This is a genomic window from Paracoccus aeridis (genome assembly GCF_004923205.2).
Taxonomy (GTDB): domain Bacteria; phylum Pseudomonadota; class Alphaproteobacteria; order Rhodobacterales; family Rhodobacteraceae; genus Paracoccus; species Paracoccus aeridis.
Genome location: NZ_SELD02000018.1, coordinates 276,707 through 302,390, shown reverse-complemented (window position 1 = coordinate 302,390; position 25,684 = coordinate 276,707). Strand labels below are relative to the sequence as shown.

Here is a 25,684-nt window from a genome sequence, read left to right as displayed (position 1 = left end):
CCTGCGCCCCGCCTCGCGGCGGGGCCTTTTTCATGGCTTCCCTTGCGGACGCGCGGATTGTTTTCCATGAGGGGCGAATGGACCAGCCCGCCCGAACCAGGCCCGACATCACCAAGCTTTACGGTACCGAGCCCGACCGCCCCGAGCCCGACCGCCCCGAGCCCGACCGCATCCACTTGCGCGATCACGTCGTGGAGGCGGAGATCGGCGCCTTCCAGACCGAGCGCGGGCAGACCCAGCGCCTGCGCTTCAACGTGACGGCAGACCTCGCCGCGCCCGTCAGCGCCGCCGGCGACGAGGTGGATCTGATCCTCAGCTACGACGTGCTGACGGGCGCGGTGGCGGCGGGCCTTTCCGACCGCCGCTACGACCTGCTGGAAACGCTGGCCGAACGCATCGCGGCCGAGGTGCTGGCCCATCCGGCGGCCGCGCGGGTCGAGGTGTCGGTGGAAAAGCTCGACCGGGTGCCGGGCGCGCTCGGCGTGACCATCGCCCGCCGCGCCGGGCAGGTTGCGGCGGACCCGGCACGCACGGGGCCGGCGCGGACGGGGCCGGTGGTCCTGCTGCGGCTCGACGGTGCCGCGCCGCCGGCCGACTGCGCCGGGCCGCTGGTCATCGTGCCCGACGCGCCCCGCCTGCCGCTTCCCGAAGGCGGCGACGCGCGGCGGGTGGCGCTTCTGGCCTTAGACCAGGCCGCGTGGGCGATGGCGGGGCCGCTTGGCCTGACCGTCGCCGACAGCCGGACCGAGCTCGACTGGGCCACGGCCGAACGCCGCGCCGTCGTCTGGGCGCCCACCCGGCTGGTCGCGGACGATCCGGATGTCCCGGCCGATCCGCTGGCGCTCGCGCTGTGGCTCGCCGGGCGGCTCGGGGCCGAACGGCTCGACATCGCGGACGCGCCGGGGGAACACGCCGCGATCCCGGCAGATTTCCGCATCCCGGTGCGGCGGCTGCCCGGGTGATGCTTGCCACTTCGCCGGTGCGGGGCGAAAGTGCGGACGACATGCCGTCCCTGCCATGACCCAGACCTACTACCGCCCCATCCCCGACCCGCATGGCGGCCGCTGGCCGATCGCGGGCGGCTGGGCGCGGTTTTCACGGCTGGAGCTTCTGGCGCGGGGCGCCGCCCCAAGGATCGTGGACGGCGCACCCGATGACGTGATCGCGGCGCTGACCGCGCCGCGGCCGCCGCTTGCGGGCCTGTCGATGGACCGGCCGCGGCTGATGGGAATCGTGAACGTCACCCCCGACAGCTTCTCGGACGGCGGTCGGCACGACACGGCGCCGGCGGCCGTCGCGCATGGCCTCGCACTGGCCAGGGCGGGCGCCGACATGCTGGACATCGGCGGTGAATCGACCCGGCCCGGCGCGGCCGAGGTGCCGGTGGCCGAGGAAATCGCCCGCGTGGCCCCGGTGATCGAAGGGTTGCGGGGCGCCGTCATCAGCGTGGACACCCGCAAGGCGGACGTCGCGCGGGCGGGCGTCGCGGCGGGGGCGGGGCTGGTCAACGACGTCTCGGGCCTCGACTTCGATCCCGCCATGGCGGCCGAGGTCGCGCGGTCGGGGGCGGCGATCTGCCTGATGCACGCCAAGGGCCTGCCCGAGAACATGCAGGACGACCCGCGCTACGACGACGTGCTGCTGGACGTCTACGACTCGCTGGCCGACCGCATCGCGCGCGCGACCGCCGCCGGGATCGGAAGGGACCGCATCGTGGTCGATCCGGGCATCGGGTTCGGCAAGACGCAGGCGCACAATCTCGCGATCCTGCGCCGGATCTCGATCTATCACGGGCTCGGCGTCCCGGTGCTGCTGGGGCTGTCGCGCAAGCGCTTCATCGGCACCATCGGCGGGGCAGAGGCGCCGGACGCGCGCGATCCCGGCACGCTTGCCCTGACGCTTGCCGCGGTCGCGCAGGGCATACAGGTTCACCGCGTCCATGATGTTGCGGGCGCGCGGCAGGGGCTTGCCCTGTGGCAGGCGGTGTTTGACGAGGAAACGGGGACACAGGAATGACGAGACGGCTTTTCGGCACCGACGGCGTGCGCGGGCGCGCCAACACCCACCCCATGACGGCCGAGATGGCGCTGCGCCTGGGCGCCGCAGCGGGCCGCTTCTTCCGCCGCGGCGGGACCGACGGGCACCGGGTGGTGATCGGCAAGGACACGCGGCTGTCGGGCTACATGCTGGAAAACGCGCTGACGGCGGGGCTGACCAGCACCGGCATGAACGTGCTGCTGCTGGGCCCCGTGCCGACGCCCGCGGTCGGGTTCCTGACCCGGTCGATGCGGGCGGACCTCGGCATCATGATCTCGGCCAGCCACAACCCCGCCGACGACAACGGGATCAAGTTCTTCGGCCCCGACGGCTTCAAGCTGTCCGACGAGGCCGAGGCCGAGATCGAGGCGATGGCCTTCGCCGACCCCGACCTCGCGGCGCCGCGCGAGATCGGGCGTGCGCGCCGGATCGAGGACGGGCGCGGGCGCTATGTCGAATACGCCAAGACCACCTTCCCGCAGGGCCAGCGGCTTGACGGGCTCAAGGTCGTGATCGACTGCGCGAACGGCGCGGCCTATCGCGCGGCGCCCGCCGTGCTGTGGGAACTGGGGGCCGAGGTGATCCCGCTCGGCGTGGACCCGAACGGCACCAACATCAACGACCGCGTGGGGTCGACCTACCCGGAAACCTGTGCCGCGGCGGTGCTGGAACACGGCGCGGACCTTGGCATCAGCCTCGACGGCGACGCGGATCGGGTGATGATCGTGGACGAGACCGGCGCGGTCGCGGACGGGGACCAGATCATGGCGCTGCTGGCCGGGCGCTGGGCGTCCGAGGGGCGGCTGCGCGGCGGGGCGCTGGTCGCGACGGTGATGTCGAACCTCGGGCTGGAGCGCTACCTGGGCGAGCGCGGCCTGCGGCTCGAGCGGACGGCGGTGGGCGACCGCTACGTGGTCGAGCGGATGCGCGGGCAGGGCTTCAACCTTGGCGGCGAGCAGTCGGGCCACATCGTGATGACCGACTACGCTACCACGGGCGACGGTCTGATCGCAGGACTTCAGTTCCTCGCCGCGATGGCCGACACCCAGCGCCCGGCGAGCGAGTTGGTGCGCCAGTTCACACCGGTTCCGCAGCTTCTCAGGAATGTGCGCTACGGCGCGGGGGCCGATCCGCTGTCCACCGAGGCGGTGCGGGCCGAGATCGCGGCGGCGGAGACGCGTCTCGCGGGCAGCGGCCGGGTTCTGATCCGCAAGTCGGGGACCGAGCCGCTGATCCGCGTCATGGCCGAGGCCGAGGACGAGGCGACGCTGCGCGAGGTCGTGGACGGGATCGTGGCGGCGGTGGAACGCGCGGCCTAGGCGCGCAGGTCCGTCGGGTCGTGGTCGAACACCCACGCGACCCGGCGGAACAGCAGCGAGGGCGCGAGGGCTGACCCGGCCCGCAGCGCCGCCTGCGCGGCGACGCGCATCGGGCCGCCGAGGTGATAGTTTCGGGCGTTGGCGTTCGACGCCGCGACCACGCGCGTCGCGCGGGGTTGCCGCAGCGACTGGTAGCGGGCCAGCGCCGCGCCCTGGTCCGCGTCGGCATCAAGGCAGGCGGCCAGCACCCACGCATCCTCGATCGCGAGCGCGGCCCCTTGCGCGAGGAACGGCAGGGTCGGGTGCGCCGCGTCGCCGAGGATCGCGCGGGTGCCGTCATGCCAGCGCTGCGCCACCTCGTGCCGGAACAGGCCCCACAGGCCGCAATCCGCCACCCGGTCCAGCCAGCCGGTCACCGGGCCGCCAAAGCCCGCGAACGCCGCGCGCAGGTCGTCCGGGTTGCCGGGCAGGGACCACCCCTCCTCGGTCCAGCCGCTGCGTTCCTCGACCGCGACGATGTTGCGAAGCCCGTCCGCCAGCGGGTAGCTGACGAGGTGCCGGCCCCGGCCCATGAACAGCTGCGCGACGAAAGCGGCGCCGGGTTCCAGCGGGATCAGCGCGCGCCAGGCGACCTGGCCGGTGAAGAAGGGCGTCTCGGCCCCGTTCAGCGCGGCGCGGACGCGCGAGTGCAGGCCGTCCGCGCCGATCAGCAGCGGGGCGGGGGGCAGGTCCGTCACCTCGGTGCCGAGCTCTATGCTCACGCCGCGCGCGCGGGCGGCGCGCTCCAGCGCCTCGATCATGCGGGCGCGGTGGATGACGCGGAAGGGGGCGCCGGGGCGGTGGCGGGCATAGTCGATCCGGGCGACGAGCGCGCCGGTCGCGCCCCCGCGCAACTCGACGCCGCCGGACGGGGCGGAGGCGTCGGTGATCGCGTCCCTCAGCCCCAGCGCCTCGAGGACGCGGAAGGCGTTGGGGCTGACCTGGATCCCCGCGCCGACCTCGCGCAGCGCGCCGGCGCGTTCCAGCACGGTCACGCGCGCACCGCGCCTTGCCAGCGCCAGCGCGGCGGTCAGGCCGCCGATGCCCGCGCCGACGATGGTCGCGGGCCGTCCTGCAAGATGGTTGCTCAGGCGGTTCGCCCCGCAGCTTGATCGGAGCGGTGCCCGATCCCGTGCCCGGCGCAGAGCAAGCTGCGGGCTTCGTCGCCTCTGTCGCCGGGTAGGCCCGCGGCGGCCAGCACCCCGGCCGCGAAGCGGGCGGGCGAGGTGCCCGGGGCGGTGACGATGTCACATTCGCGCAGCGCCAAGGGCCGGTCCACCGGCAGGTCCGCGAGGCCGGGCGGGACGTGGTTCAACCAGTCGCGGCCGAAGCCAGAGTGCCGCTTGCCGCCGGGAAGGTGGGCGTCTTCGGCGTCATTGTCGCGGGCAGGGTTCCGGCCGGTGTCAGGCATTTCGATCCTCCCCCCTCCCGCCCGCGATTCGCCGCCCTTGCCCGCGGCGGTCAGTCGTCGCGGTGGACCCGCTCGCGGCGTTCGTGACGTTCCTGCGCTTCCAGCGTCAGCGTGGCGATCGGGCGCGCGTCCAGCCGCCTGAGGCTGATCGGCTCGCCCGTCATCTCGCAATAGCCGTAGTCGCCCGTCTCGATCCGGCGCAGCGCCGCGTCGATCTTGCTGACCAGCTTGCGCTGGCGGTCGCGGGTGCGAAGCTCGATCGAGCGATCCGTTTCCTCGGACGCGCGGTCGGCAATGTCGGGGACGTTGCGGGCGCTGTCCTGCAGCACCTCCAGCGTCTCGGCGGACTGGTCCAGCAGCTCCTGTTTCCAGGCAACGAGCTTGCGGCGGAAATATTCGAGCTGCCGGTCGTTCATGAAGGGCTCGTCCTCGGCCGGACGGTAGTCTTCGGGCAGGAAAGTCTGGCGCTTCATGGCTCCTCCGGCCTGGCGGGACGCGGCCCGGCTCCAGTTGGCGCCGCAATAAAGGAGATGCGTTTGGAAGGAAAGCACTCTGTCGGACCGGGGCCGACAAACTTGCGGGCCGACCCGCCCGCCCCTAGGTTGCGGGCGTCATGCACCAGGGCCGTGCCGCGCGAACCCGCCGCACGACGACGGGCCGCGCGAAGGAGACGCCGATGCAATTCCGGTCCACCGACACCTACGTGGCGCCGCCCGACCTCGCGCTGGCGGTGAACGCCGCCGTCACGCTGGAACGCCCGCTGCTGGTCAAGGGCGAGCCCGGCACCGGCAAGACCGAGCTGGCCCGGCAGGTCGCGGCGAGCCTCGGGCTGCCGATGATCGAATGGAACGTGAAGTCCACCACGAAGGCGCAGCAGGGGCTTTACGAATACGACGCCGTCAGCCGCCTGCGCGACAGCCAGCTGGGCGACGCGCGCGTCCACGACGTGGCCAACTACATCCGCCGCGGCAAGCTGTGGCAGGCGTTCGATGCGCCGGGCAAGGTCGTGCTGCTGATCGACGAGATCGACAAGGCCGACATCGAGTTTCCGAACGACCTGCTGCAGGAACTCGACCGGATGGAGTTCCACGTCTACGAGACCGGCGAGACGGTCACGGCGAAGCACCGGCCCGTGGTCATCATCACCTCGAACAACGAGAAGGAGCTGCCCGACGCCTTCCTGCGCCGCTGCTTCTTCCACTACATCCGCTTCCCCGACGCCGAGACGCTGAAGAAGATCGTCGATGTCCATTACCCGGGCCTCAAGCCCCGCCTTCTGGACGAGGCGCTGCACCAGTTCTTCGAGCTGCGCGAGGCGCCGGGGCTGAAGAAGAAGCCTTCGACCAGCGAGCTGCTGGACTGGCTGAAGCTCATCCTGGCCGAGGACCTGTCGCCCGAGGACCTGAAGAAGCCCGCGGGCGAGGCGCTGCCGAAGCTGCACGGGGCGCTGCTGAAGAACGAACAGGATGTCGCGCTGTTCGAGCGGCTGGCCTTCATGGCGCGGCGTCAGGCGCGCTGAGGCCCCCCGTTCCCGATCCACGACTCAAGGAGTGACCCCATGAAGCTCTACTACAAGCCCGGCGCCTGCTCGCTTGCTTCGCACATCGTGCTGGAACAGATCGGCAAGCCCTTCGATCTGGACAAGGTCGACACCGCCGCCAAGAAGACCGAATCGGGCGACGACTTCCTGGCGATCAACCCCAAGGGCGTGGTGCCGACGCTCGAATATGCCGACGGCGAATACCTGACCGAAGGCCCCGCGATCCTGCAGTTCCTGGCCGACAGCGCCGGGGACACGACGCTGGCGCCCAAGGCCGGCACGATCGAGCGCGCGCGCGTGCAGGAAATCCTGAACTTCACCGGCAGCGCGCTGCACGCGGCCTTCAAGCCGATGTTCGGGCCGGGCCTTTCGGATGCGGACAAGGACAAGGCGCGGGAAAACATCGGCCGCAACATGAACTGGCTGGAAGGTCTGCTGTCGGACGGGCGACCGTTCCTGACCGGCGAGAACTTCACCGTCGCGGACGCCTACGCCTTCGTCGTCGCGAACTGGTCGCCGCGCGTGGGCGTGGACCTGTCGCGCTGGCCCAACGTCGCGGCCTTCGTCGCGCGGGTGGCCGAACGGCCCGCGGTGGTCGCGGCGATGAAATCGGAAGGGCTGATATGAGCGCAACGCCTCGGCCGGATTGGCCGGCCGTGATCACGCGGCCGGTCCGGCCCGGCGACAAGGCGGGCTGGCAGACGCTCTACGAAGGCTACCAGCTGTTCTATGACCGCCCCGGCCTGCCGCAGGATTTCTACGACACCGCCTTCGCGCGCCTGCTGTCGGGCGACGCGAAGGACTTCCGCGGGCTGGTCGCCGAGGATGGCGGCCGGATCGTCGGGCTGACGCACTACGTCTTTCACCCCCATCTCTGGCGGCCCGAGGGCGTGTGCTACCTGCAGGACCTGTTCACCGCGCCGGACGCGCGGGGCAGGGGCGTGGCGAGGGCGCTGATCGAGGCGGTGTATGCCGCGGCCGACGCGGCGGGAACGCCCGCCGTCTACTGGCTCACGGCCGAGGACAACTACGCGGGGCGGATGCTCTACGACCGGGTGGCGGTGAAGACGCCGTTCATCCGCTACCGCCGCCGCAGCTGAGGCGGCGGCGCGCAGGAACGGGGAAGGTCGGGGGAAGCGCTAGGATCAGCGCAGGCCGGTGGCCTTCAGCAGGCCCTTGCGCTTGGCCTCGTAATAGTAGCCGCGGGAATACCACTTGACGCTGTCGTCGTAGTCGCCGCCCGCCACCATGTAGGCGCCGCGCAGGTACTTGACGCCGTATTTCAGGTTCGTCTCGGCATCCAGAAGCCCCTGCGCCGGCCCGTTGTAGCCCATCCCGCGCGCGGTCGCGGGGGCGATCTGCATGAGGCCGTAATACTGCCCGTTGCGCGCCGACGGGCGGTGGCGGCTTTCGCGGATCACAACGCGGTGGACCAGGTCCTCGGGGACGCCATAGGCCGCGGAATACTTGTGGATCAGCCGGCGCAGTTCCGGCGTCTCGTTCGGGTGCAGGGCGGCCTGCGAAGCGCCGGGCGAGCGCAGGTTCATCCGGTTGTCGGACTGGCCGCCGCCGCACGCGGCGAGCATCACCAGAAGGGCCAGCGCGGCCAGGCGCGGAAGGGCGGACATCATCACTGCCTCGTCGGTTCGTTATCGTTATGGTTGTGCGCAGGATAGATCATCCTGCGGCGCTTCGGCAGGGAAACGCGGACGATCGCCGGTCAGTCGGCGGACCTTTGCCGATCCGGCCGCGCGCGCGGCGAACGGGGGATGATCGCCGCCACCGCCAGAAGCGACGCGGTCGCGGACACCAGCATGATGACCAGAAGCGGCATCGCGCCCGCGCCCGGCGTCAGCCACGCGCCCGCGACGGCGGCCATCGCCGCGCCCCCGCCCACGGCCATCGCGCCGCCCAAGCCGCTGGCGGTCCCGGCAAGGCGCGGGATCACGCCCATCATCCCGGCATTGGCGTTCGGCAGCACCATCCCGTTGCCCAGCCCCACCACGGCCACGGTGCCGAAGAAGACGATCGGCTGGTGCAGCCCGGCGGCGTCCGCCAGGACGACCAGCACCAGCGCCAGCACCGTCAGGACCGCGCCGGTGACGATCATGCGGTTGATCCCGAACCGCACCGACCAGCGACCGGAGACGTAGTTGCCGGCCATGTAGCCGACCGAGGGCGCCGCGAACCAGTAGCCGACCTCGGCCGGGGTCATGTGGAACACCTGCTCGCCCACGAACGGCGCGCCGCCGACATAGGCGAAGAACGTCCCCGACCCGAAGGTCGCCGCCAGCGCATAGCCCCAGAACGGGACCGAGCGCGCCAGCACCGGATAGTTCGCGACCTGCGTGCGCAGGCTGGTGCCGCCGCCGGCCGCCGTCTCGCCCATGTCGGTCCAGACCAGCGCGAACATCGCGAGGCCGGCCGCGCCCAGCAGATAGAACACCGCGCGCCAGCCCCACGCCTCGTCGATCAGCCCGCCCAGCATCGGGGCGAGCATCGGCACGACCGACATGCCCATCGTGACGTAGCCGATCCGGCTGGCCGCCGCGTCGCCCGCGACCATGTCGCGCACCACCGCGCGCGACAGCACCAGCCCCGTCGTGATCGCCGCCTGCACCATCCGGAAGGCGAGGAACCAGCCGAAGCTTGGGGCGAGGATCGTGCCCAGGGTGGCCAGCAGGAACACCGCCAGCGCCGCCAGCATGACCGGCCTGCGGCCCCAGCGGTCGCTCAGCGGCCCGACCAGAAGCTGCACCATCGCCGAGGTCGCGAGATAGGCCGAGACGGACAGCTGCATGGTACCGTATTCGACCCCGAAATCGCGGGCCATGCCCGGCAGGGACGGCAGGAACACGTTCATGCTGAGCGCGCCCATCCCCGACAGAAGGATCAGCGTGGCGATGTGCGGCGGGGTCCGTGTCCCCGCCCTAGCCCCAGTCGTGAAAGACAAACCATGCCCCCAGGCAGATGAGCGCGAAGCCTACCGCGTGCTGCCATCCCAGGCGCTCGCCGAGATAGAGCCACGAGAATCCGGCGAAGATCGTCAGGCTGACGACCTCCTGGATGGTTTTCAGCTGCGCGGCGCTGAAATGTCCATGCCCGATCCGGTTTGCGGGAACCTGAAGGATGTATTCGAACAGCGCGATCATCCAGCTGATCGCGATGACGGTGACGAGGGGCGCCGTCTTGAACTTGAGATGGCCGTACCAGGCGAAGGTCATGAACAGGTTCGACAGCACCAGGAGCCCGATCGTGACGACGGGGACCGGCAGCGACGTGACGGGCAGCGACGGAAGCGCCAAGATCAGCCCCAGCCCTGGCTGTGGTGCGTCTCGAGATTGCCGAAGCGGGTGAACTTGCCCTCGAAGCTCAGCTCCACCGTGCCGATCGGGCCGTGGCGCTGCTTGCCCAGGATCACCTCGGCCTTGCCGTGGCAGGCTTCCATGACCTGCTGCCATGCCGCCATCTTGTCCAGCTCGTGGTCGGCCGGCTTCTCGCGTTCCTTGTAGTATTCCTCGCGGAACACGAACATCACGATGTCGGCGTCCTGCTCGATCGAGCCGGATTCGCGCAGGTCCGACAGCTGCGGCCGCTTGTCCTCGCGGCTTTCGACCTGGCGCGACAGCTGCGACAGGGCGATGACCGGGATGTTCAGTTCCTTGGCGACGGCCTTGAGGCCCTGCGTGATCTCGCTCACCTCGTTCACGCGGCTGTCCTTGGCGGACGCCGCGCGCAGAAGCTGAAGGTAGTCCACGATCAGCAGGTCGAGGCCGCGGGTCCGCTTGAGCTTGCGGGCGCGGGCGGCCAGCTGGTTGATCGGCAGCGCGGGCGTGTCGTCGATGTACAGCGGGCAGTTCTGCAGGTCGTGCGCGGCGGTGACGAAGCGGCGGAATTCCTCCTCTGTCATGTCGCCGCGGCGGATCAGCTCGCTCGGCACCTCGGAGGCTTCCGACAGGATCCGCGCGGCCAGCTGCTCGGCCGACATCTCCAGCGAGAAGAACCCCACGACGCCGCCATCGACCGTGCCGTGGGTGCCGTCGGGCAGCTCGCCCATGCGGTGCGCCTTGGCGATGTTGAAGGCGATGTTGGTCGCGAGCGACGTCTTTCCCATCGACGGGCGCCCGGCCAGGATGATGAGGTCCGAGTTGTTCAGGCCCCCCATCTTGCTGTCGAGGTCCTTCAGCCCGGTCGAGATCCCCGACAGCTTGCCGCCGCGCTGGAACGCCGCGTTCGCGGTGTTGAGGGCGCCGGTCACCGCCTGCAGGAACGACTGGAAGCCGCGCTCGGCAACCCCCTGCTCGGCCAGCTTGTAGAGCGTCTGCTCGGCGGCCTTGATCTGGTCCTCGGCGTTCTCGTCCACCGCCATGGTCGCGGCGCGGGCCGAGATGTCGTTGCCCAGCCCGATCAGCTCGCGCCGCAGCGCGAATTCGCGGATCATCTGCGCATAGTCGCGCGCGGCATATGACGACACCGCGGCGCCCGCGAGGCGCGCGAGATAGGGCGGACCGCCCAGTTCCTTGAGCCCCGCGTCCTGTTCCATGAACGCCTTGATCGTCACCGGGCTCGCCAGCGCGTTGCGGGTGATGCGCTCGGCGCAGAGTTCGTAGATGCGGCGGTGGACCGGGTCGAAGAAATGCTCGGCCTTGATGATCCGGGTGATCGAATCGAACACGTCGTTGTTGGTCAGCAGCGCGCCCAGAAGCTGCTGCTCCGCCTCGATCGAGAAGGGGATGGAGGGTGTGTCGTCATCGTCCCCTTGCCCAGCCTGCGAGGCGGCACGGGGGGCGAGCGCGCGAAGCTCGTTCATTGGCGTCGTCCGATTCTGGTCTGGCGGCGACTATCTCATGCGGGCGGGGGCGGGGTCCATCTGGATAAGCTGTGGATAAGCCCGGATGCGCCAGCCGCCGCCGATGCCGTGGTCAAGGGCTCACGGGCGCAGCCACGGGCTGCCGGTCCCGGGAAGGCGGTCCGGGGAAGGCAGTCACGGATGCGCCGCCTGCCATGCACGCGGATCGGTGAGGAACATCTCGACCTCGGTTAGCGTGGCGTCGTCGAAGCTGCCCTGCGCCCGCGCCTCGGCCAAGACGTCCCACCAGGTGCAGAGGTGATGCAGCCGGACCCCGTGATCGGCAAGGCGCTGCGTCGTGTCGGGGAAGATGCCGTAGTAGAAGATCACCGCGGTGTCGGCGCAGGTCGCGCCGGTGTCGCGGATCGCGTCGACGAAGCTCAGCTTGCTGCCGCCGTCGGTGGTCAGGTCCTCGACCAGCAGCACCCGCTGCCCTTCCGTCATCGCGCCCTCGATCCGGGCGTTGCGGCCGTAGCCCTTGGGCTTCTTGCGGACATAAGTCATCGGCAGGCCCATCCGTTCGGCCATGAAGGCGGCGAAGGGGATGCCCGCGGTCTCGCCGCCCGCGACGTTGTCGAACGCCTCGAACCCCGCATTCCGCATCACGGTCGCGGCGAGGAAATCCATCAGCGTGCCGCGGATGCGCGGATACGAGATGAGCTTCCGGCAGTCGATGTAGGTCGGGCCCTTCAGGCCCGAGGCGTAGGTGTAGGGCTCTGCGGCGTTGAAGTGGACGGCCTCGATTTCCAGCAGCATGCGCGCGGTCAGGCGGGCGATTTCCTCGGCCGGGGGGAAGGGAAGCGTCATGCGTCGTCCTCGACATGCCAGTGGATGGGAAAGCCGGGGTCGAAGACGGTGACGGTTTCATCGCCGGCGGTGACGTGGGTGGGGCCGTGCGCGGGGGCGTCGCGGCGGACCAGCGTGATCCGGTCCTCGGCCGGCGGCAGGCCGTAGAAGGCGGCGCCGTTCAGGCTGACGAAGCCTTCCAGCCGGTCCAGCGCGCCTTCGTTCTGGAACACCTGCGCGACGATAGGAAGCCAGTTCGGCGCGGTGAAGCAGCCCGCGCAGCCGCAGGCGCTTTCCTTGGCGCGGTCCGGGTGCGGCGCGCTGTCGGTGCCCGAGAAGAAGCGCGCGTCGCCGCTGGTCGCGGCCTTGCGCAGCGCAAGGCGGTGGCTTTCGCGCTTCGCGACCGGCAGGCAGTAGTAGTGCGGCCGGATTCCGCCCGCGAGGATCGCGTTGCGGTTGATGACGAGGTGGTGGGTCGTGATCGTCGCGCCGATGTTGTCGTTCGCGCGGACATAGTCGACGCCGTCGCTGGTGGTCACGTGCTCCATGATCACCCGCAGCCCGGGCGTCGCCCGCCGCACCGGGTCGAGCACGCGGTCGATGAACACGGCCTCGCGGTCGAAGATGTCGATCTCGGGGTCGGTGACCTCGCCGTGGACGCACAAGGGGATGCCCGCCTCGGCCATTGCGTCGAGCACCGGGCGCACCCGGTCGAAGTCGCGCACGCCGCTGGCGGAGTTCGTGGTGGCGCCGGCGGGGTACAGCTTCACCGCGGCGATGATGCCGGCGCGGTGCGCGGCGACCACGTCGGCCGGATCGGTCGCCTCGGTCAGGTAGAGCGTCATCAGCGGCGTCAGCGTGGCGTTCGCGGGCAGGGCGGCGCGGATGCGGTCGCGGTAGGCGGCGGCGTCGGCGCCCGTCACGACCGGCGGCACGAGGTTCGGCATGATGATCGCGCGGCCCAGCCGGGCCGAGGCGGGGGCGACGGCTTCCAGCATCGCGCCGTCGCGCAGGTGCAGGTGCCAGTCGTCGGGGCGGCGGAGAATCAGGGTCTCGGGCGATTTTCCGGTCATGGGGTGGGTCTATAACCAAGGCTCCCGCGTTCACCAAGATGCGATAGGCCGCGGCGTCCGTCGTTGCGGCACTTCGCTTGAAAAAGGTTGGCATTGCTGCGCCGCAGCATCACACTCGGGCATCACGCCTCTGGCGAAAGGAAGAATGATGCTGAACCCTGTCTACGATGCGACCGTCGGCCTGCGCCTGTGGACCGACATGGTCCGGATCGGTCTTGAATCGCAGTTCGTCGTCGGCATGCGCCTTGCGGGGATGATGGGGCTGATGCCCCACGCCGCGGCCGAGAACGCGCGCATGGTGACGGAAAAGAGTGACGCCGCCTGCGAGGCGATCGGCGCGGCGCTGGCGCAGGTGTCGCGCGGGGCGCGGCCCGACCAGATCATGGCGGCGGCGCTGAAGCCCTATGGCCAGCGCACCCGCGCGAACGCGCTGCGGCTTTACAAGGCCTGCTGAGCCCGGGCGCGGCCGTCGCGCCCCCGAGTGGCGACGAAAAAGGCCCGGGCAATGCCGGGCCTTTCAGGCTGCTGGTCGTGACGGCCGGTCAGATCAGCTTGCCCATCGCGACTGCGGTGTCCGACATCCGGTTCGAGAAGCCCCATTCGTTGTCGTACCACGACAGGATGCGGACCATGCGGCCTTCCATGACCTTGGTCTGGTCCATGTGGAACACCGACGAATGCGGGTCGTGGTTGAAGTCCGACGAGACCAGCTTCTCGTCGGTGTAGCCGAGCACGCCCTTGAGGCGGCCGTCGGCGGCTTCGCGGATGGCGGCGTTGATTTCCTCGACCGAGGTGTCGCGCGCGGCTTCGAACACCAGATCCACGACCGAGACGTTCGGCGTCGGCACCCGGATCGACACCCCGTCCAGCTTGCCCTTGAGGTCGGGCAGCACCAGGCCCACGGCCTTGGCCGCGCCGGTCGAGGTCGGGATCATCGACAGCGCCGCGGCGCGGGCGCGGTACAGGTCCTTGTGCATCGTGTCCAGCGTCGGCTGGTCGCCGGTGTAGCTGTGGATCGTGGTCATGAAGCCGCGGCTGATGCCGACCGTCTCGTTCAGGACGTGGGCCACGGGCGCGAGGCAGTTCGTGGTGCAGGACGCGTTCGAGACGACGTGGTCTTCCGATTCCAGCGTCTGGTGGTTCACGCCGAAAACGATGGTCTTGAGCGCGCGGTCCGTGCTCCACTCGCCCGACACCGGGGCCGAGACGAGAACCCGCTTCGATCCGTTTTGCAGGTGGACCGCGGCCTTCGCGCCGTCGGTGAAGATGCCGGTGCATTCCAGCGCGACGTCCACGTCCTGCCACGGCAGCTGCGCGGGATCGCGCTCGGCCGTGACGCGGATCGGGCCGCGGCCGGCGTCGATGCTGTCCCCGGTCGTCTTGACGGTGCCGGGGAAGCGGCCGTGGACCGAATCGTAGCGCAGCAGGTGGGCGTTGGTTTCGACCGGGCCGAGGTCGTTGATCGCAACCACCTCGATGTCGGTGCGGCCCGATTCGATGATCGCCCGCAGCACGTTCCGTCCGATCCGCCCGAAGCCGTTGATCGCAACCTTGACAGCCATCGTCATTCTCCCGCTTTGAAAAGTCGCCCGTTCCATGCCGGAAAGCGCCAGCGACTGCAATTCTGTGAGCGCTACCGGCCCGTAATCCGTTTTCTGGTGGCACTTAGGCGGCGCTTCAGGCGGCGCCCGGGCCCCGCGCTTCGCACCGGATCAGCGCCAGAAGCTGACCCATTCCACCAGTTGCGCGAACGACCTTGCGGCATTCAGCGGCAGGTCCAGGTGCAGGACCGTGGCGTCGACGACGAACACGCCGGCGATCAGCAGGACCAGCGCCACGGTGATGGTGTTCGTCATCTGTCGCGGTTCCCCATGTCACCCGCCGCGCGCCCGCGCGAAGATGCGGGTGCGGATGCCCGATAGCCAAGCGGTCGGGCCGGGGCAAGGGCGGCAGGGCGGGGGCACGAGCGCTGGACGCCGCGCATGTCGTTCGCCGCAGCCACGTCCTCGCGCGGCCCGGCAGCGGTCAGCCTGGGGCACCGGCCGGCACGGCCGCGGCCTCGCCCTCCTCGTCGGCGTCGGGCGCGATCAGGAACAACTCGCCCTCCGCCTCCATCCGCCGGATTCCGGCGATCACCTCGTTCATCGCGTCCTCGGCGTCCCTTGTGGCGACCTTGCCGAGAGCCCCGATCTCCTCGCGCATCGTTTCGGCCAGGCGCGACGACAGCCCCGCCAGCAGGAAGTCCACCGTCGCCACGTTCTCGCCGTGCGATCCCGCCATGGCCTTCGTGACGGCCGTGGGGTCGGCCGCACGCATGATCCGCGGCACGTCGCGCGGGTCGATCCGGCGGGGAATGTTGGCCCAGGTGAAGATCGCGCGGCGCACCTCGACCGCGAAGGCCGCGTCGTCCTGGTCGAGCCCCGCCAGCACCGTCTCGCGGGTGGCCGAGGGCGAGGAGTTCAGGATCGCGCCCACGCGTTCGACCGGCGCCTGGTCGATCGCGGGCTGCGGCAGCGAATCCATCGTCCGCATCATCGCAAGCCCGATCCGGCGCAGGGCAGGGGCCCCGATCGCGCCGGTCATCGACATCGCATAGGCGATCCGGCGGCTGAGTTCGGGGTCGAGAAGGCCGAACACCTCGGCCGCGCGCGCAACCGGCAGGCGCTGGAACATCACCGCCGCGATCTCCACCGCTTCCGCCCGGGCAAGGTCGGCCAGCTGCGGGGGCGCGAGCGAGGCGATCCGGTCCCAGGGGTCCGACGCGCCCGACAGCGCCGCCATCCTTCGCAGCCGGCTGGTCGTGTCGTGCGACAGATGCGCGCCGAGGATGTCCAGCGCGCCGTCGATGGTGCCGGGAAAGGCGAGGCCAACCGCCTCCAGCCGGTCGCAGAACTCGGACACGACTGCGTCACGGGTGTCGCGGTCGATCAGGTCCATCGTCGCCATGTCGTGGGCGAGCCGCGCCTGCGCTTCGACCGGCAAAGACGAAAGCTTCAGCTCCGCCCCTTCCGCCAGCATCAGGCGCACGATCACGGCGGCCTTCTGGCGCGAGGACAGCTGCGTCCCCAGCCCCACCGCGACCCCGGCCGGCATCGCTGCCGCCGCCCCCGCTGCCATCAACATCCTGCGCCCGCCCAATCTTCCTCGTCGGGTCCGACCATGGCAGGGACGGATTAAGAACGGGTTAGCGCGCCCCCTCGGGGGTCGCATCGGGGCCGAAAACACGCGCGAAGATCGTGTCCACGTGCCTGGTGTGATAGCCGAGGTCGAACTTGTCCTCGATCTCGGCGGGGGTCAGCGCGGCCGTCACCTCGGGGTCGGCCAGCAGCTCGGTCCTGAAATCCGCGCCCTGTTCCCAGACCTTCATCGCGTTGCGCTGGACCAGCCGATAGGCGTCCTCGCGGCTGACCCCCGCCTGCGTCAGGGCCAGCAGCACCCGCTGCGACATCACGAGGCCGCGGAATTTATTCATGTTCTTCAGCATGTTGTCGGGATAGATCACCAGCTTGTCGATCACGCCCGCGAGCCGGTTCAGGGCGAAGTCCAGCGTCACGGTCGCATCCGGGGCGATCCCGCGTTCCACCGACGAATGGCTGATGTCGCGCTCGTGCCACAGCGCCACGTTCTCCATCGCCGGGACCACCGCCATGCGGACGAGGCGCGCAAGACCGGTGAGGTTCTCGGTCAGCACGGGGTTGCGCTTGTGGGGCATCGCGGACGAGCCCTTCTGGCCGGGGCTGAAGAACTCCTCGGCCTCCAGCACCTCGGTGCGCTGCATGTGGCGGATCTCGATCGCGACGTTCTCGATCGAGCTGGCGATCACGCCCAGCGTCGCGAAGAACATCGCGTGGCGGTCGCGGGGGATGACCTGGGTGGAGATCGGCTCGGGGCGAAGGCCCATCTGCGCGCAGACATGCGCCTCGACCGCGGGGTCGATGTTGGCGAAGGTGCCGACCGCGCCCGAGATCGCGCCGGTCGCCACCTCCTCGCGGGCGCGTTCCAGCCGCTCGCGGCCGCGGGCGAATTCGGCGTAGAAGCGGGCGAAGGTCAGGCCCATCGTCGTCGGCTCGGCATGGATGCCGTGGCTGCGGCCGATGCGGACGGTGTCCTTGTGTTCAAGCGCGCGGCGCTTCAATGCCGCCAGCACCCGGTCCATGTCCGCCAGCAGGATGTCCGCGGCCCGGACCAGCTGGACGTTCAGGGTGGTGTCCAGCACGTCCGACGAGGTCATGCCCAGATGGACGAAGCGCGCATCCTCGGCCCCGACATGCTCGGCCAGATGGGTCAGGAAGGCGATCACGTCGTGCTTCGTCACCGCCTCGATCTCGTCGATGCGGGCGACGTCGAACTGCACGTCCTTCGCGCGCCAGACGGCCTGGGCGTTTTCGCGCGGGATCACCCCCAGATCGGCCTGCGCGTCGCAGGCGTGGGCCTCGATCTCGTACCAGATGCGGAACCTGGTCTCGGGCGACCAGATGGCGGTCATCTCGGGGCGGGCATATCGGGGGATCATGGGCAACCTCGGGCGGCGTGACGGATGCCATCGCTTAGACCCCGAAGGCACCGGCGCGCAACCGCAGCTGCGCGCCGGCCGGGCAGGTGAGGGCAGGTCAGGCGGGCAGCGTGTCCTTGTACAGCTTGCCGTTCTTCATGATCATGGCCAGGTTGCGGCCGTGGTCGGTCAGCACGGCCAGATCCTGCGTCGGATCGCCATCGACCAGCAGCATGTCGGCCCAGGCGCCGGGTTTGAGCACGCCCAGGGCGGCGTCCTTGTAGGGGTTCCGTTCCCCGCTCATCTGCATCAGGTCGGCATTGCCCGAGGTCCCGATCATCAGCGTGCCGGCGTTGCCGAACACCTGTCCGAACCGCACGAACAGGTCGCTTTGCAGGTCGGTGGTATCGGGGGAGAACAGCAGGTCGGTGCCGAAGGCCACCCGCGTGCCGGCGTCCCGCGCCGCAGCGGCGACCTTGTCCCAGTGCGAGGTCGGCTCGGCCTTGGCCATCTGTTCGGGGGTCAGGGGGTTGTCGCCCGCCTCGAACGGCTGGATGCTGAGCCAGACGCCCTTCTCGGCCATCCGGGCCAGCGTTTCCGGGCTGGCGATGTGGCCGTGTTCGATCGACATCACGCCGTTGTCCACCGCGCGGCGGATGCCTTCGTCGGTATAGACGTGGGCGCAGATGTAGGTGCCCCAGTCGCGCGCCACGTTGACCGCGGCCGTGATCTCGTCCGGGGTGTATTGCAGCGTGTCGATCGGGTCGGAATCCGAGATCACGCCGCCGCCCATGGCGATCTTGCACTGGCTGGCGCCGCGCTTGAACTGCAGCCGGACGGCGGCCTCGACCTCGGGGACGCCGTTCGCGATGGCGAAGGCGCCGATGTCCTCATAGCGCGAGGTCCTGCCGCCAAGGCTCACCGGGCGCTCGTAGGCCGCGCCGAAATCGCCGTGCCCGGCGGTCTGCGACACCAGCGCGCCGCTGGGGAACACGCGCGGGCCCGGGATGCCGTCGGCGTCGATCGCCTGCTTGAGCCCGAAGGTCGGGCCGCCGGTGTCGCGGATGGTGGTGAAGCCGCGCATCAGCGTGCGCTCGGCCTCGGCCACGGCATAGGCGTACATCAGGCCCGTGTCGGCGGCGACCATGTTCTCCATCGTGTTCGGGGCGAAGACCATGTGCCAGTGCGCGTCGATCAGCCCCGGCATCAGGACCCGGTTGCCGCCGTCGATGACGCGCGCGCCGTCGGGCGGGATGATCGCGCCATCGCTGACCTCGGCGATCTTGTCGCCGCGCACCAGCAGGCTGGCGGGGCGCAGGGCGCCCGAGATGCCGTCGAACAGGCGGACGTTCTGGAACAGGATCGCAGGCTGCGGCTGTTCCTGCCCCTGTCCCTGCTCCTGCCCCTGTGCTCGCGCCACGGCAGGCAACAACAGCGCGGCCGACGCTGTCGTCAGAAGGGTTCTGCGTGAAATCGTCATGATCGAGCTCCCGTGCCGATGACGCAGCCGAACGCGCCCGGCGTGCGTTGGCTGCGTCATCGGCACGGCGCCCGGCGGAATGGAAAGGGGCGCTCCGGCAGGGCGCCCCTTCGTCCGGCCGGGCTGCGCCTCAGCAGCTGTAATACATCGCGTATTCGATGGGGTGCGGGGTATGCTCGTAGGCATACACCTCGTCCCACTTCAGCCGGATGTAGCTCTGCAGCTGGTCGCGGGTGAAGACGTCGCCTTGGAGGAGGAAGTCCATGTCCTTCTCCAGCTCCTCCAGCGCCTCGCGAAGGCTGCCGCAGACGGTCGGGATCTCGGCCAGCTCCTCGGGCGGGAGGTCGTAGAGGTCCTTGTCCGACGCGGGGCCGGGGTCGATCTTGCCCCGGATGCCGTCGAGCCCCGCCATCAGCAGCGCCGCGAAGCACAGATAGGGGTTGGCCGAGGGATCGGGGAAGCGGGCCTCGACGCGCTTGGCCTTGGGCGATTCGGTCCACGGGATCCGGACGCAGCCCGAGCGGTTGCGCGCCGAATAGGCCCGCAGCACCGGCGCCTCGAACCCCGGGATCAGCCGCTTGTAGCTGTTGGTCGAGGGGTTGGTGATCGCGTTCAGCGCCTTCGCATGCTTGAGGATGCCGCCAATGAACCACAGCGCCTCCTGGCTGAGATCGGCGTACTTGTCGCCCGCGAACAAAGGCTTGCCGTCCTTCCAGATCGACATGTTGACGTGCATGCCCGACCCGTTGTCGCCCTTCATCGGCTTGGGCATGAAGGTCGCCGACTTGCCGTAGGCGTGGGCCACGTTGTGGATCACGTACTTGTATTTCTGGATGTTGTCCGCCTGCTCGACCAGGCCGCCGAAGATCAGCCCCAGCTCGTGCTGGCCGGACGCGACCTCGTGGTGGTGCTTGTCGGTCCGCATCCCCATGCGCTTCATGGTGGTCAGCATCTCGCCGCGCAGGTCCTGGCCCGCGTCGATCGGGTTGACCGGGAAGTAGCCGCCCTTGTGGGCCGCGCGGTGGCCGGTGTTGCCCATGTCGTATTCGGTGTCGGTGTTCCAGGCGGCGTCGACGCTGTCGATCTGGAAGCTGACCTTCTGCGGCGAGACGGAATACCGCACGTCGTCGAAGACGAAGAACTCGGCTTCCGGGCCGCAGTAGAACGCGTCGCCGATGCCGGTCGATTTCAGATACGCCTCGGCCTTGGTCGCGGTGCCGCGAGGGTCGCGGTCATAGGGCTCGCCGGTGTCGGGTTCGACCACGTTGCAGTGCAGGCACAGCGTCTTTTCGGCGTAGAACGGGTCGATATAGGCCGAAGCCGGATCGGGCATCAGCTTCATGTCGGACTGGTCGATCGACTTCCACCCGGCGATGCTTGATCCGTCGAACATGAAGCCTTCCTCGAAGAAGTCCTCGTCGATCAGGTCGATGTCCAGCGTCACGTGCTGCAGCTTGCCCTTCGGATCCGTGAAGCGGACGTCGACATAGGCGACATCCTCCGACTTCAGCAGATCCAGAACCTCGTTGACCGTCATGGTCTCTCCTTCCTTCGTGCCGGACTTCTACCGGCCGATCCTTGATGATTCGTGAAGCGGCATGCTTCGTGAAGCGGCGCGGGATCAGACCGCGTCGTCGCCCGATTCGCCGGTGCGGATGCGGATCGCCTGCTCGACCGGCAGGACGAAGATCTTGCCGTCGCCGATCTTGTCGGTGCGGGCGGCGGCGATGATCGCCTCGACCGCGGCGTCGACCTGGTCGTCGGGCAACACCATCTCGATCTTCACCTTGGGCAGGAAGTCCACCACGTACTCGGCGCCGCGATACAGTTCGGTGTGGCCCTTCTGGCGGCCGAAGCCCTTGACCTCGATCACCGAGAGACCCTGCACACCGACGTCCTGCAGCGCCTCCTTCACGTCGTCCAGCTTGAACGGCTTGATGATCGCTTCGATCTTCTTCATCGCCTGCGCCTCCTGTCCGGCTTGCCTTGGAACGGGGGTGGCGGGTTTGATGGGCGGGGTAAATGCAGCGGCGCCGGAAAAATCCGTCTGTCCCTGCGCGATGGACGAGGATGCTCTGTGATCAGGCAGGGTGCCGAAAAAACAGGCAGTGCCGTGATGGGCTGGACCGAGGTGCTGACCACAGCCGAGATGCGCGCGCTTGAGGCCGCGGCGATTTCCAGCGGCGCCGTCACGGGGCTGGAACTGATGGAGCGGGCGGGCGCGGCGGTTGCCGGCGCAGTCCGGCTGCGCTGGCCGAAGGCCGGGCGCGTCACGGTCCTGTGCGGGCCGGGCAACAACGGCGGCGACGGCTATGTGGTGGCGCGGCATCTCGCCCGGGCGGGCTGGCGGGTGCGGGTGCTGGGGATGGACAACACCCCCGGCCCGGACGCGGCCGAGATGAAGCGGCGGTGGCAGGGCATCGGGTGTATCGCGCCGCTGACGCGTGAAGAACTGCGCGACGGCGAAGAGAGCGATGTCTGTCTGGATGCGATCTTCGGCATCGGGCTGACGCGAGCGCCCGAAGGGAAGATTGCCGACGTCATGGCTCATATCGGCGGCTCAGGCGGCGAAGGGGCGGTTTTCCGCGAACGGCTCGTGGCGGTGGACTGTCCCAGCGGGCTTTGCCTCGACAGCGGCGCCTTTCCGGGCGCCCCGCGTGCACCGGGCGCCCCGCGTGCACCGGGCGCGTTCGAGCCTCGTGCCCGGCTGACCGTCGCCTTCGACAGCCCCAAGCCGGGTCACCTGCTTGAACGCGGGCCGGAATGCTGCGGTGAACTGGTGATCGCCGATATCGGGCTGCGCCCGTGGCGCGAGCGGAACCTGGACGGACCCGGCATTCGCCCCGAACGGCTGCTTGCCGTTTCGCCGGTCTTCGACATTCCCGACATCCGGCGCGGACTGTCCGGGAGCCTGTCGGCCAGCCTGGACAAGGCCCGTGCGTCCGGCGGCCACAAGTTCACCCACGGCCACGCCCTCGTCCTGGCCGGAGCCTTCGGCCACTGCGGCGCCGCGCGACTGACGGCCCGGGCGGCGCTGCGGGTGGGGGCGGGGCTTGTCACGCTCGCGCCGCCGCACTCGGCGCTGATCGAGCACGCCGGCCCGCCGGACGCCCTGATGCGGCGCGGGGTGGATGATGCCGAGGCTTTGGCCGCTCTGCTGGAGGACAGGCGCATCACTGCCGTCGCACTGGGCCCGGGCTGCGGCGTGGATCGGGCGACGGCGCTGCTCGACCCGCTGCTGGCCGCACGGCGCGCCTGCGTGCTTGATGCCGACGCGCTGACTGCCTTGGCAGCACAGGGCTTCGACGGGCTCCATGACAGATGCGTCCTGACCCCGCATCAGGGCGAGTTCGGGCGAATGTTCCCCGACCTGGCGGAAAAGCTCGCCGGACCGCGGGCACCAATGACAGGGTGCTACGCCGATTTCGGCCGCTGGGCTGCCGAAGGCACATTGCAGGAAAACCTGACTGCACAGCAGAAGGCATCCGAAGATTACAGACGCGCCTTGGCCGATCAGCGTGGCCCGCTCTGTTCCCGGGTCGATGCGGTGCGCGAGGCTGCCGCCCGCAGCGGCGCGGTCGTGCTGCTCAAGGGACCCGATACCGTGATCGCCGCCCCCGACGGGCAGGCGCGCATCCATTCCGCGTTCGACGTCCCCTGGCTCGCCACCGCGGGCGCGGGCGACGTGCTGGCCGGGATCATCGCCGGGCTCATGGCTCGCGGCTTCCCGCCGCTCGAAGCGGCCGCCACCGGAGCGTGCCTTCACGCCGCCGCCGCCCGCCGCTTCGGCCCCGGCCTGATCGCCGATGACCTGCCCGACGAGCTGCCCGGCGTCTTCCGCGATCTGGGACTGTAGATTCCCCCTCGCGCGCCCCGCCCGGCTTTGATAAGACGCCCCGGATTTGCCGGCGGGCCTCGGGCCTGCCCGGCTTCGGCATTGCGGGTGTGGCGAAACTGGCAGACGCACCAGATTTAGGTTCTGGCGCCGCAAGGCGTGGGGGTTCAAGTCCCTCCACCCGCACCAGGATGGACAAAGGATGTAAGATGCAGGTCAAGGAAACCCTGAACGAAGGTCTGAAGCGCGGGTACCAGTTCACGCTGCCCGCCGCCGATCTGGCGGCCGAGGTCGACCGCCAGCTGGCCGAGGCGCAGCCGAACGTCGAGATGAAGGGCTTCCGCAAGGGCAAGGTGCCGATGGCGCTGCTGAAGAAGCAGTACGGCCCGCGCGTCCTTGGCGATGCGATGCAGAAGTCGATCGACGACGCGATCCGCACCCATCTGGAAGAGTCGAAGGCGCGTCCTGCGATGCAGCCGAAGGTCGAGATGGAAGGCGGCGAGAGCTGGAAGGAAGGCGACGATGTCGTCGTCAACATCAGCTACGAGAACCTGCCCGAGATCCCGGCGGCCGACCTGACCGGCCTGACGCTGGAGCGCCTGACCGTCCGTGCCGAGGATGCGGCCGTCGACGAGGCTCTGGCGAACCTCGCGAAGAACGCGCAGTCCTTCGACGACAAGCCCGAGGGCGAGGCTGCGGCCAGCGGCGACCAGGTCACGATCGACTTCAAGGGCTTCGTTGACGGCGAGGCGTTCGAGGGCGGCGAGGCGCAGGGCTACCCGCTCGTCCTGGGCAGCGGCAGCTTCATCCCCGGTTTCGAGGACCAGCTGACCGGCGCCAGGGCCGGCGATCAGGTCAAGGTCAACGTGACCTTCCCCGAGGATTACGGCGCCCCCCACCTCAAGGGCAAGGAAGCCGTGTTCGAGACGACGGTGCATTCGGTCAAGTCGCCCAAGGCGGCCGAGATCGACGACGAGCTGGCCAAGCGCTTCGGCGCCGACAGCCTCGACGCGCTCAAGAGCCAGATCCGCGAGCGGCTGGAGGCCGAGTACAAGGGCGCGAGCCGCGCGATCATGAAGCGCGCGCTGCTGGACCAGCTGGACGAGCGCGTGAAGTTCGACCTGCCGCAGTCGCTGGTGGACGCCGAGGCGGCGCAGATCGCGCACCAGCTCTACCACGAAGAGCACCCGGACGATCACGGCCACAGCCACGGCCATATCGAGCCGACGGACGAGCATCGCAGCCTGGCCGAGCGCCGCGTGCGTCTGGGCCTGCTGCTGGCCGAGATCGGCCAGAAGAACGACGTCACCATCAGCGACCAGGAAATGACGCAGGCCGTGCTGCAGCAGGCGCGCCAGTTCCCGGGCCAGGAAAAGGCGTTCTTCGAGTTCATCCAGCAGAACCCGCAGGCGCAGCAGCAGCTTCGCGCCCCGATCTTCGAGGACAAGGTCGTCGACTACATCTTCGACCAGGCCCAGGTGACCGACCGCGACATCACCAAGGAAGAGCTGGAAGCCGCCGTCGAGAAGCTGGACGAGATCTGATCGGTCCTTCCCTCCGATCCGGTTCCCGCCAATGACGAAGGCCGCCCCGAGGGGCGGCCTTTTTCGTGGCTCGACGTCGCGCGCGACCGCCGCGCGGGCCTAGTGGTCCATCGGGTCGCCGGTCTTCTTTTCGCCGGCATCCTCGGCCTCGCGCCGCTTCTGCCGGTTGCGTTCGTCCTGCGGGATCACGCCATTCTCGATCTTCATCTGCCGCTCTGCTTCCGAGTTCAGCTCGGCCCCGATCATCACCACAATTGCCGCGATCCAAAGCCAGACCATCAGCACGATGGCCGCGCTGAGCGAGCCGTAGGTTTCATTGTAGTTCGCGAAGTTTGCCGCGTACCACGAGAACAGCAGCGACGCGACGACCAGCCCGATCGCGGCGAACAGAGCGCCCGGCGAAATCCACTGCCATTCCGGATCGTTCTTGCTGGGCCCCACCCGGTACAGCACCGCAAGCGCCAGCAGCAGCACCGCGAACATCAGCGGCCAGCGCAGAAGGCTGACCAGCTGCCCCGCGAATCCTTCGGGAAAGAAGATGCGCGCCAGCACCGGCAGGACCGTGATGGTCACGACCATGAGGATGATCAACGCGATTGCGCCCAGCGTCAGCGCGAGCGACTCGAGGTTGAGCCGGATGAAACCGCGCTTCTCGGTCTCGTACCAGGCGACGTTCAGGGCTTCGATCAGTGCCTTCATCCCGCCGTTTGCCGTCCACAGCGCCAGCAGGATGCTGATGATGCCCGCCAGCGACAGGGCCGAGTTGGGCGCCGAGACGATCGCCTGGATCTGACCCGCGATCAGTTCGACCGCGCTGTCTGGCAGGAAGCGGTTCAGCATGGCGATGTTGTCGACCATCGTGCTTTCATCGGCGATCATGCCATAGATCGAGACCAGCGCCGTGATCGCCGGGAAAAGCGCGAGCAGGCCGAAGTAGGACACGCCGCCCGCGACCGAGGTGACGCGGTCGGCCCCGATCTCGTGCACGGTCCGCTTGGCGACCGTGAACCAGCTCGACCGGCTGAACTGCCATGGCGACTTCGGCGCACCCGCCCGCTGGGGCGGCTTGCCGGGCGTGTCCGGCGCGTTCGCCCCCCCCTTTCCCGCCTGCGGCTGCGGCGAAGGGGGCAGTCCCCGCCGCTCCCTCCAGTCCGGGGGAAGGTCGCCGAACAGGGCGTCGTAGACACCGGGGGCGGGGCGGGGATCGGGCATTCGGGATCGTCCTTCAGGGCGGAACCCCCGCGCGGTGCGCGGGGGTAATGTCGTGGCGCCGCTGGCG

The 25,684-nt window shown here is 69.5% G+C and carries 26 protein-coding genes and 1 tRNA gene; 10 read left to right on the top strand and 17 right to left on the bottom strand.

The window, feature by feature from the left end; translation table 11 throughout:
- Nucleotides 1–77: 77 nt before the first annotated feature.
- The 3 genes from ELI80_RS08170 to glmM are packed head-to-tail and all read left to right on the top strand — an operon-like array spanning nucleotide 78 to nucleotide 3,356.
- The gene (locus ELI80_RS08170) at nucleotides 78–962 is read left to right on the top strand and encodes a dihydroneopterin aldolase (protein WP_136650607.1); all 885 of its coding nucleotides are present in this window, start codon (nucleotides 78–80) and stop codon (nucleotides 960–962) included.
- 55 nt (nucleotides 963–1,017) lie between these two features.
- Complete coding sequence (gene folP, locus ELI80_RS08165) at nucleotides 1,018–2,016, top strand: dihydropteroate synthase (protein WP_136650606.1); 999 nt, start codon at nucleotides 1,018–1,020, stop codon at nucleotides 2,014–2,016.
- On the top strand, nucleotides 2,013–3,356 hold the full coding sequence (gene glmM, locus ELI80_RS08160) for a phosphoglucosamine mutase (RefSeq protein ID WP_136650605.1): 1,344 nt from the start codon (nucleotides 2,013–2,015) through the stop codon (nucleotides 3,354–3,356). The genes folP and glmM overlap by 4 nt, the downstream gene beginning before the upstream one ends.
- On the opposite strand, the gene ELI80_RS08155 is transcribed toward glmM, so the two are convergent.
- From ELI80_RS08155 to dksA, 3 genes are read right to left on the bottom strand one after another with little or no spacing between them, the layout of a single operon-like run.
- A complete protein-coding gene (locus ELI80_RS08155) occupies nucleotides 3,353–4,486 on the bottom strand; it encodes an FAD-dependent monooxygenase (RefSeq protein WP_136650604.1) in 1,134 nt (377 codons plus the stop codon). The two genes, glmM and ELI80_RS08155, sit on opposite strands and share 4 nt — an antisense overlap.
- Complete coding sequence (locus ELI80_RS08150) at nucleotides 4,483–4,806, bottom strand: hypothetical protein (RefSeq protein ID WP_136650603.1); 324 nt, start codon at nucleotides 4,804–4,806, stop codon at nucleotides 4,483–4,485. The genes ELI80_RS08155 and ELI80_RS08150 overlap by 4 nt, the downstream gene beginning before the upstream one ends.
- A 50-nt stretch (nucleotides 4,807–4,856) precedes the next feature.
- Nucleotides 4,857–5,279 carry an RNA polymerase-binding protein DksA gene (gene dksA / locus ELI80_RS08145; RefSeq protein WP_136650602.1) on the bottom strand — a complete coding sequence of 141 codons (423 nt, stop codon included), beginning with the start codon at nucleotides 5,277–5,279 and terminating at the stop codon, nucleotides 4,857–4,859.
- A gap of 203 nt (nucleotides 5,280–5,482) precedes the next feature.
- Here dksA and ELI80_RS08140 point away from each other — a divergent pair, with 203 nt between their 5' ends.
- Genes ELI80_RS08140 through ELI80_RS08130 form a run of 3 tightly spaced genes read left to right on the top strand, consistent with a single transcriptional unit; the run spans nucleotide 5,483 to nucleotide 7,446 of the window.
- Nucleotides 5,483–6,325 (top strand): AAA family ATPase, encoded by an 843-nt coding sequence (locus ELI80_RS08140; RefSeq protein ID WP_136650601.1) that lies wholly within the window; start codon nucleotides 5,483–5,485, stop codon nucleotides 6,323–6,325.
- Nucleotides 6,326–6,364: 39 nt separating this feature from the next.
- On the top strand, nucleotides 6,365–6,973 hold the full coding sequence (gstA, locus tag ELI80_RS08135) for a glutathione transferase GstA (RefSeq protein WP_136650600.1): 609 nt from the start codon (nucleotides 6,365–6,367) through the stop codon (nucleotides 6,971–6,973).
- Nucleotides 6,970–7,446 (top strand): GNAT family N-acetyltransferase, encoded by a 477-nt coding sequence (locus tag ELI80_RS08130; RefSeq protein WP_201740581.1) that lies wholly within the window; start codon nucleotides 6,970–6,972, stop codon nucleotides 7,444–7,446. Before gstA ends, ELI80_RS08130 begins: the two co-directional genes overlap by 4 nt.
- 45 nt (nucleotides 7,447–7,491) lie before the next feature.
- Here ELI80_RS08130 and ELI80_RS08125 read toward each other — a convergent pair whose 3' ends face one another.
- From ELI80_RS08125 to pyrC, 6 genes are all read right to left on the bottom strand, one after another.
- Complete coding sequence (locus ELI80_RS08125; RefSeq protein WP_136650769.1) at nucleotides 7,492–7,974, bottom strand: lytic transglycosylase domain-containing protein; 483 nt, start codon at nucleotides 7,972–7,974, stop codon at nucleotides 7,492–7,494.
- Between the two features lie 92 nt (nucleotides 7,975–8,066).
- The gene (locus ELI80_RS08120) at nucleotides 8,067–9,299 is read right to left on the bottom strand and encodes a multidrug effflux MFS transporter (RefSeq protein WP_236641383.1); all 1,233 of its coding nucleotides are present in this window, start codon (nucleotides 9,297–9,299) and stop codon (nucleotides 8,067–8,069) included.
- Nucleotides 9,277–9,570 carry a DMT family protein gene (locus ELI80_RS08115; RefSeq protein WP_136650767.1) on the bottom strand — a complete coding sequence of 98 codons (294 nt, stop codon included), beginning with the start codon at nucleotides 9,568–9,570 and terminating at the stop codon, nucleotides 9,277–9,279. Before ELI80_RS08115 ends, ELI80_RS08120 begins: the two co-directional genes overlap by 23 nt.
- Before the next feature lie 83 nt (nucleotides 9,571–9,653).
- Entirely contained in the window at nucleotides 9,654–11,156 is a 1,503-nt protein-coding gene (locus ELI80_RS08110; RefSeq protein WP_136650599.1) for a replicative DNA helicase, read from the bottom strand.
- A 174-nt stretch (nucleotides 11,157–11,330) separates the two neighbouring features.
- Entirely contained in the window at nucleotides 11,331–12,002 is a 672-nt protein-coding gene (locus ELI80_RS08105; RefSeq protein WP_136650598.1) for an orotate phosphoribosyltransferase, read from the bottom strand.
- Nucleotides 11,999–13,054 (bottom strand): dihydroorotase, encoded by a 1,056-nt coding sequence (gene pyrC, locus ELI80_RS08100; RefSeq protein WP_136650597.1) that lies wholly within the window; start codon nucleotides 13,052–13,054, stop codon nucleotides 11,999–12,001. The genes ELI80_RS08105 and pyrC overlap by 4 nt, the downstream gene beginning before the upstream one ends.
- A 148-nt stretch (nucleotides 13,055–13,202) precedes the next feature.
- Here pyrC and ELI80_RS08095 point away from each other — a divergent pair, with 148 nt between their 5' ends.
- Nucleotides 13,203–13,508 (top strand): antibiotic ABC transporter, encoded by a 306-nt coding sequence (locus ELI80_RS08095; RefSeq protein ID WP_236641382.1) that lies wholly within the window; start codon nucleotides 13,203–13,205, stop codon nucleotides 13,506–13,508.
- A gap of 88 nt (nucleotides 13,509–13,596) precedes the next feature.
- Here ELI80_RS08095 and gap read toward each other — a convergent pair whose 3' ends face one another.
- From gap to ELI80_RS08065, 7 genes are all read right to left on the bottom strand, one after another.
- Nucleotides 13,597–14,616 carry a type I glyceraldehyde-3-phosphate dehydrogenase gene (gene gap / locus ELI80_RS08090; RefSeq protein WP_136650595.1) on the bottom strand — a complete coding sequence of 340 codons (1,020 nt, stop codon included), beginning with the start codon at nucleotides 14,614–14,616 and terminating at the stop codon, nucleotides 13,597–13,599.
- A gap of 150 nt (nucleotides 14,617–14,766) precedes the next feature.
- Nucleotides 14,767–14,910, bottom strand: a complete 144-nt coding sequence (locus tag ELI80_RS16030) for a hypothetical protein (RefSeq protein ID WP_161596441.1) — start codon at nucleotides 14,908–14,910, stop codon at nucleotides 14,767–14,769.
- A gap of 169 nt (nucleotides 14,911–15,079) precedes the next feature.
- The gene (locus ELI80_RS08085) at nucleotides 15,080–16,171 is read right to left on the bottom strand and encodes a flagellar motor switch protein FliG (RefSeq protein ID WP_236641381.1); all 1,092 of its coding nucleotides are present in this window, start codon (nucleotides 16,169–16,171) and stop codon (nucleotides 15,080–15,082) included.
- A gap of 67 nt (nucleotides 16,172–16,238) precedes the next feature.
- Complete coding sequence (gene purB / locus ELI80_RS08080; protein WP_136650594.1) at nucleotides 16,239–17,567, bottom strand: adenylosuccinate lyase; 1,329 nt, start codon at nucleotides 17,565–17,567, stop codon at nucleotides 16,239–16,241.
- Between the two features lie 97 nt (nucleotides 17,568–17,664).
- Nucleotides 17,665–19,026 carry a metal-dependent hydrolase family protein gene (locus ELI80_RS08075; RefSeq protein ID WP_136650593.1) on the bottom strand — a complete coding sequence of 454 codons (1,362 nt, stop codon included), beginning with the start codon at nucleotides 19,024–19,026 and terminating at the stop codon, nucleotides 17,665–17,667.
- A gap of 130 nt (nucleotides 19,027–19,156) precedes the next feature.
- Nucleotides 19,157–20,563 carry a type I glutamate--ammonia ligase gene (gene glnA, locus ELI80_RS08070; protein ID WP_136650592.1) on the bottom strand — a complete coding sequence of 469 codons (1,407 nt, stop codon included), beginning with the start codon at nucleotides 20,561–20,563 and terminating at the stop codon, nucleotides 19,157–19,159.
- Nucleotides 20,564–20,647: 84 nt separating this feature from the next.
- Complete coding sequence (locus ELI80_RS08065; RefSeq protein ID WP_136650591.1) at nucleotides 20,648–20,986, bottom strand: P-II family nitrogen regulator; 339 nt, start codon at nucleotides 20,984–20,986, stop codon at nucleotides 20,648–20,650.
- 156 nt (nucleotides 20,987–21,142) lie between these two features.
- Between ELI80_RS08065 and ELI80_RS08060 the strand changes: the two genes are divergently transcribed.
- The 3 genes from ELI80_RS08060 to tig all read left to right on the top strand — a co-directional run bounded on the left by ELI80_RS08060 (nucleotide 21,143) and on the right by tig (nucleotide 24,405).
- A complete protein-coding gene (locus tag ELI80_RS08060) occupies nucleotides 21,143–22,882 on the top strand; it encodes an NAD(P)H-hydrate epimerase (protein ID WP_136650765.1) in 1,740 nt (579 codons plus the stop codon).
- 83 nt (nucleotides 22,883–22,965) lie between these two features.
- Nucleotides 22,966–23,050: transfer RNA gene (locus ELI80_RS08055), tRNA-Leu, on the top strand.
- 20 nt (nucleotides 23,051–23,070) lie between these two features.
- Nucleotides 23,071–24,405 (top strand): trigger factor, encoded by a 1,335-nt coding sequence (tig, locus tag ELI80_RS08050; RefSeq protein ID WP_136650590.1) that lies wholly within the window; start codon nucleotides 23,071–23,073, stop codon nucleotides 24,403–24,405.
- A 99-nt stretch (nucleotides 24,406–24,504) separates the two neighbouring features.
- Here tig and ELI80_RS08045 read toward each other — a convergent pair whose 3' ends face one another.
- Nucleotides 24,505–25,617, bottom strand: a complete 1,113-nt coding sequence (locus tag ELI80_RS08045) for a YihY/virulence factor BrkB family protein (protein WP_161596440.1) — start codon at nucleotides 25,615–25,617, stop codon at nucleotides 24,505–24,507.
- Nucleotides 25,618–25,684: the final 67 nt, after the last annotated feature.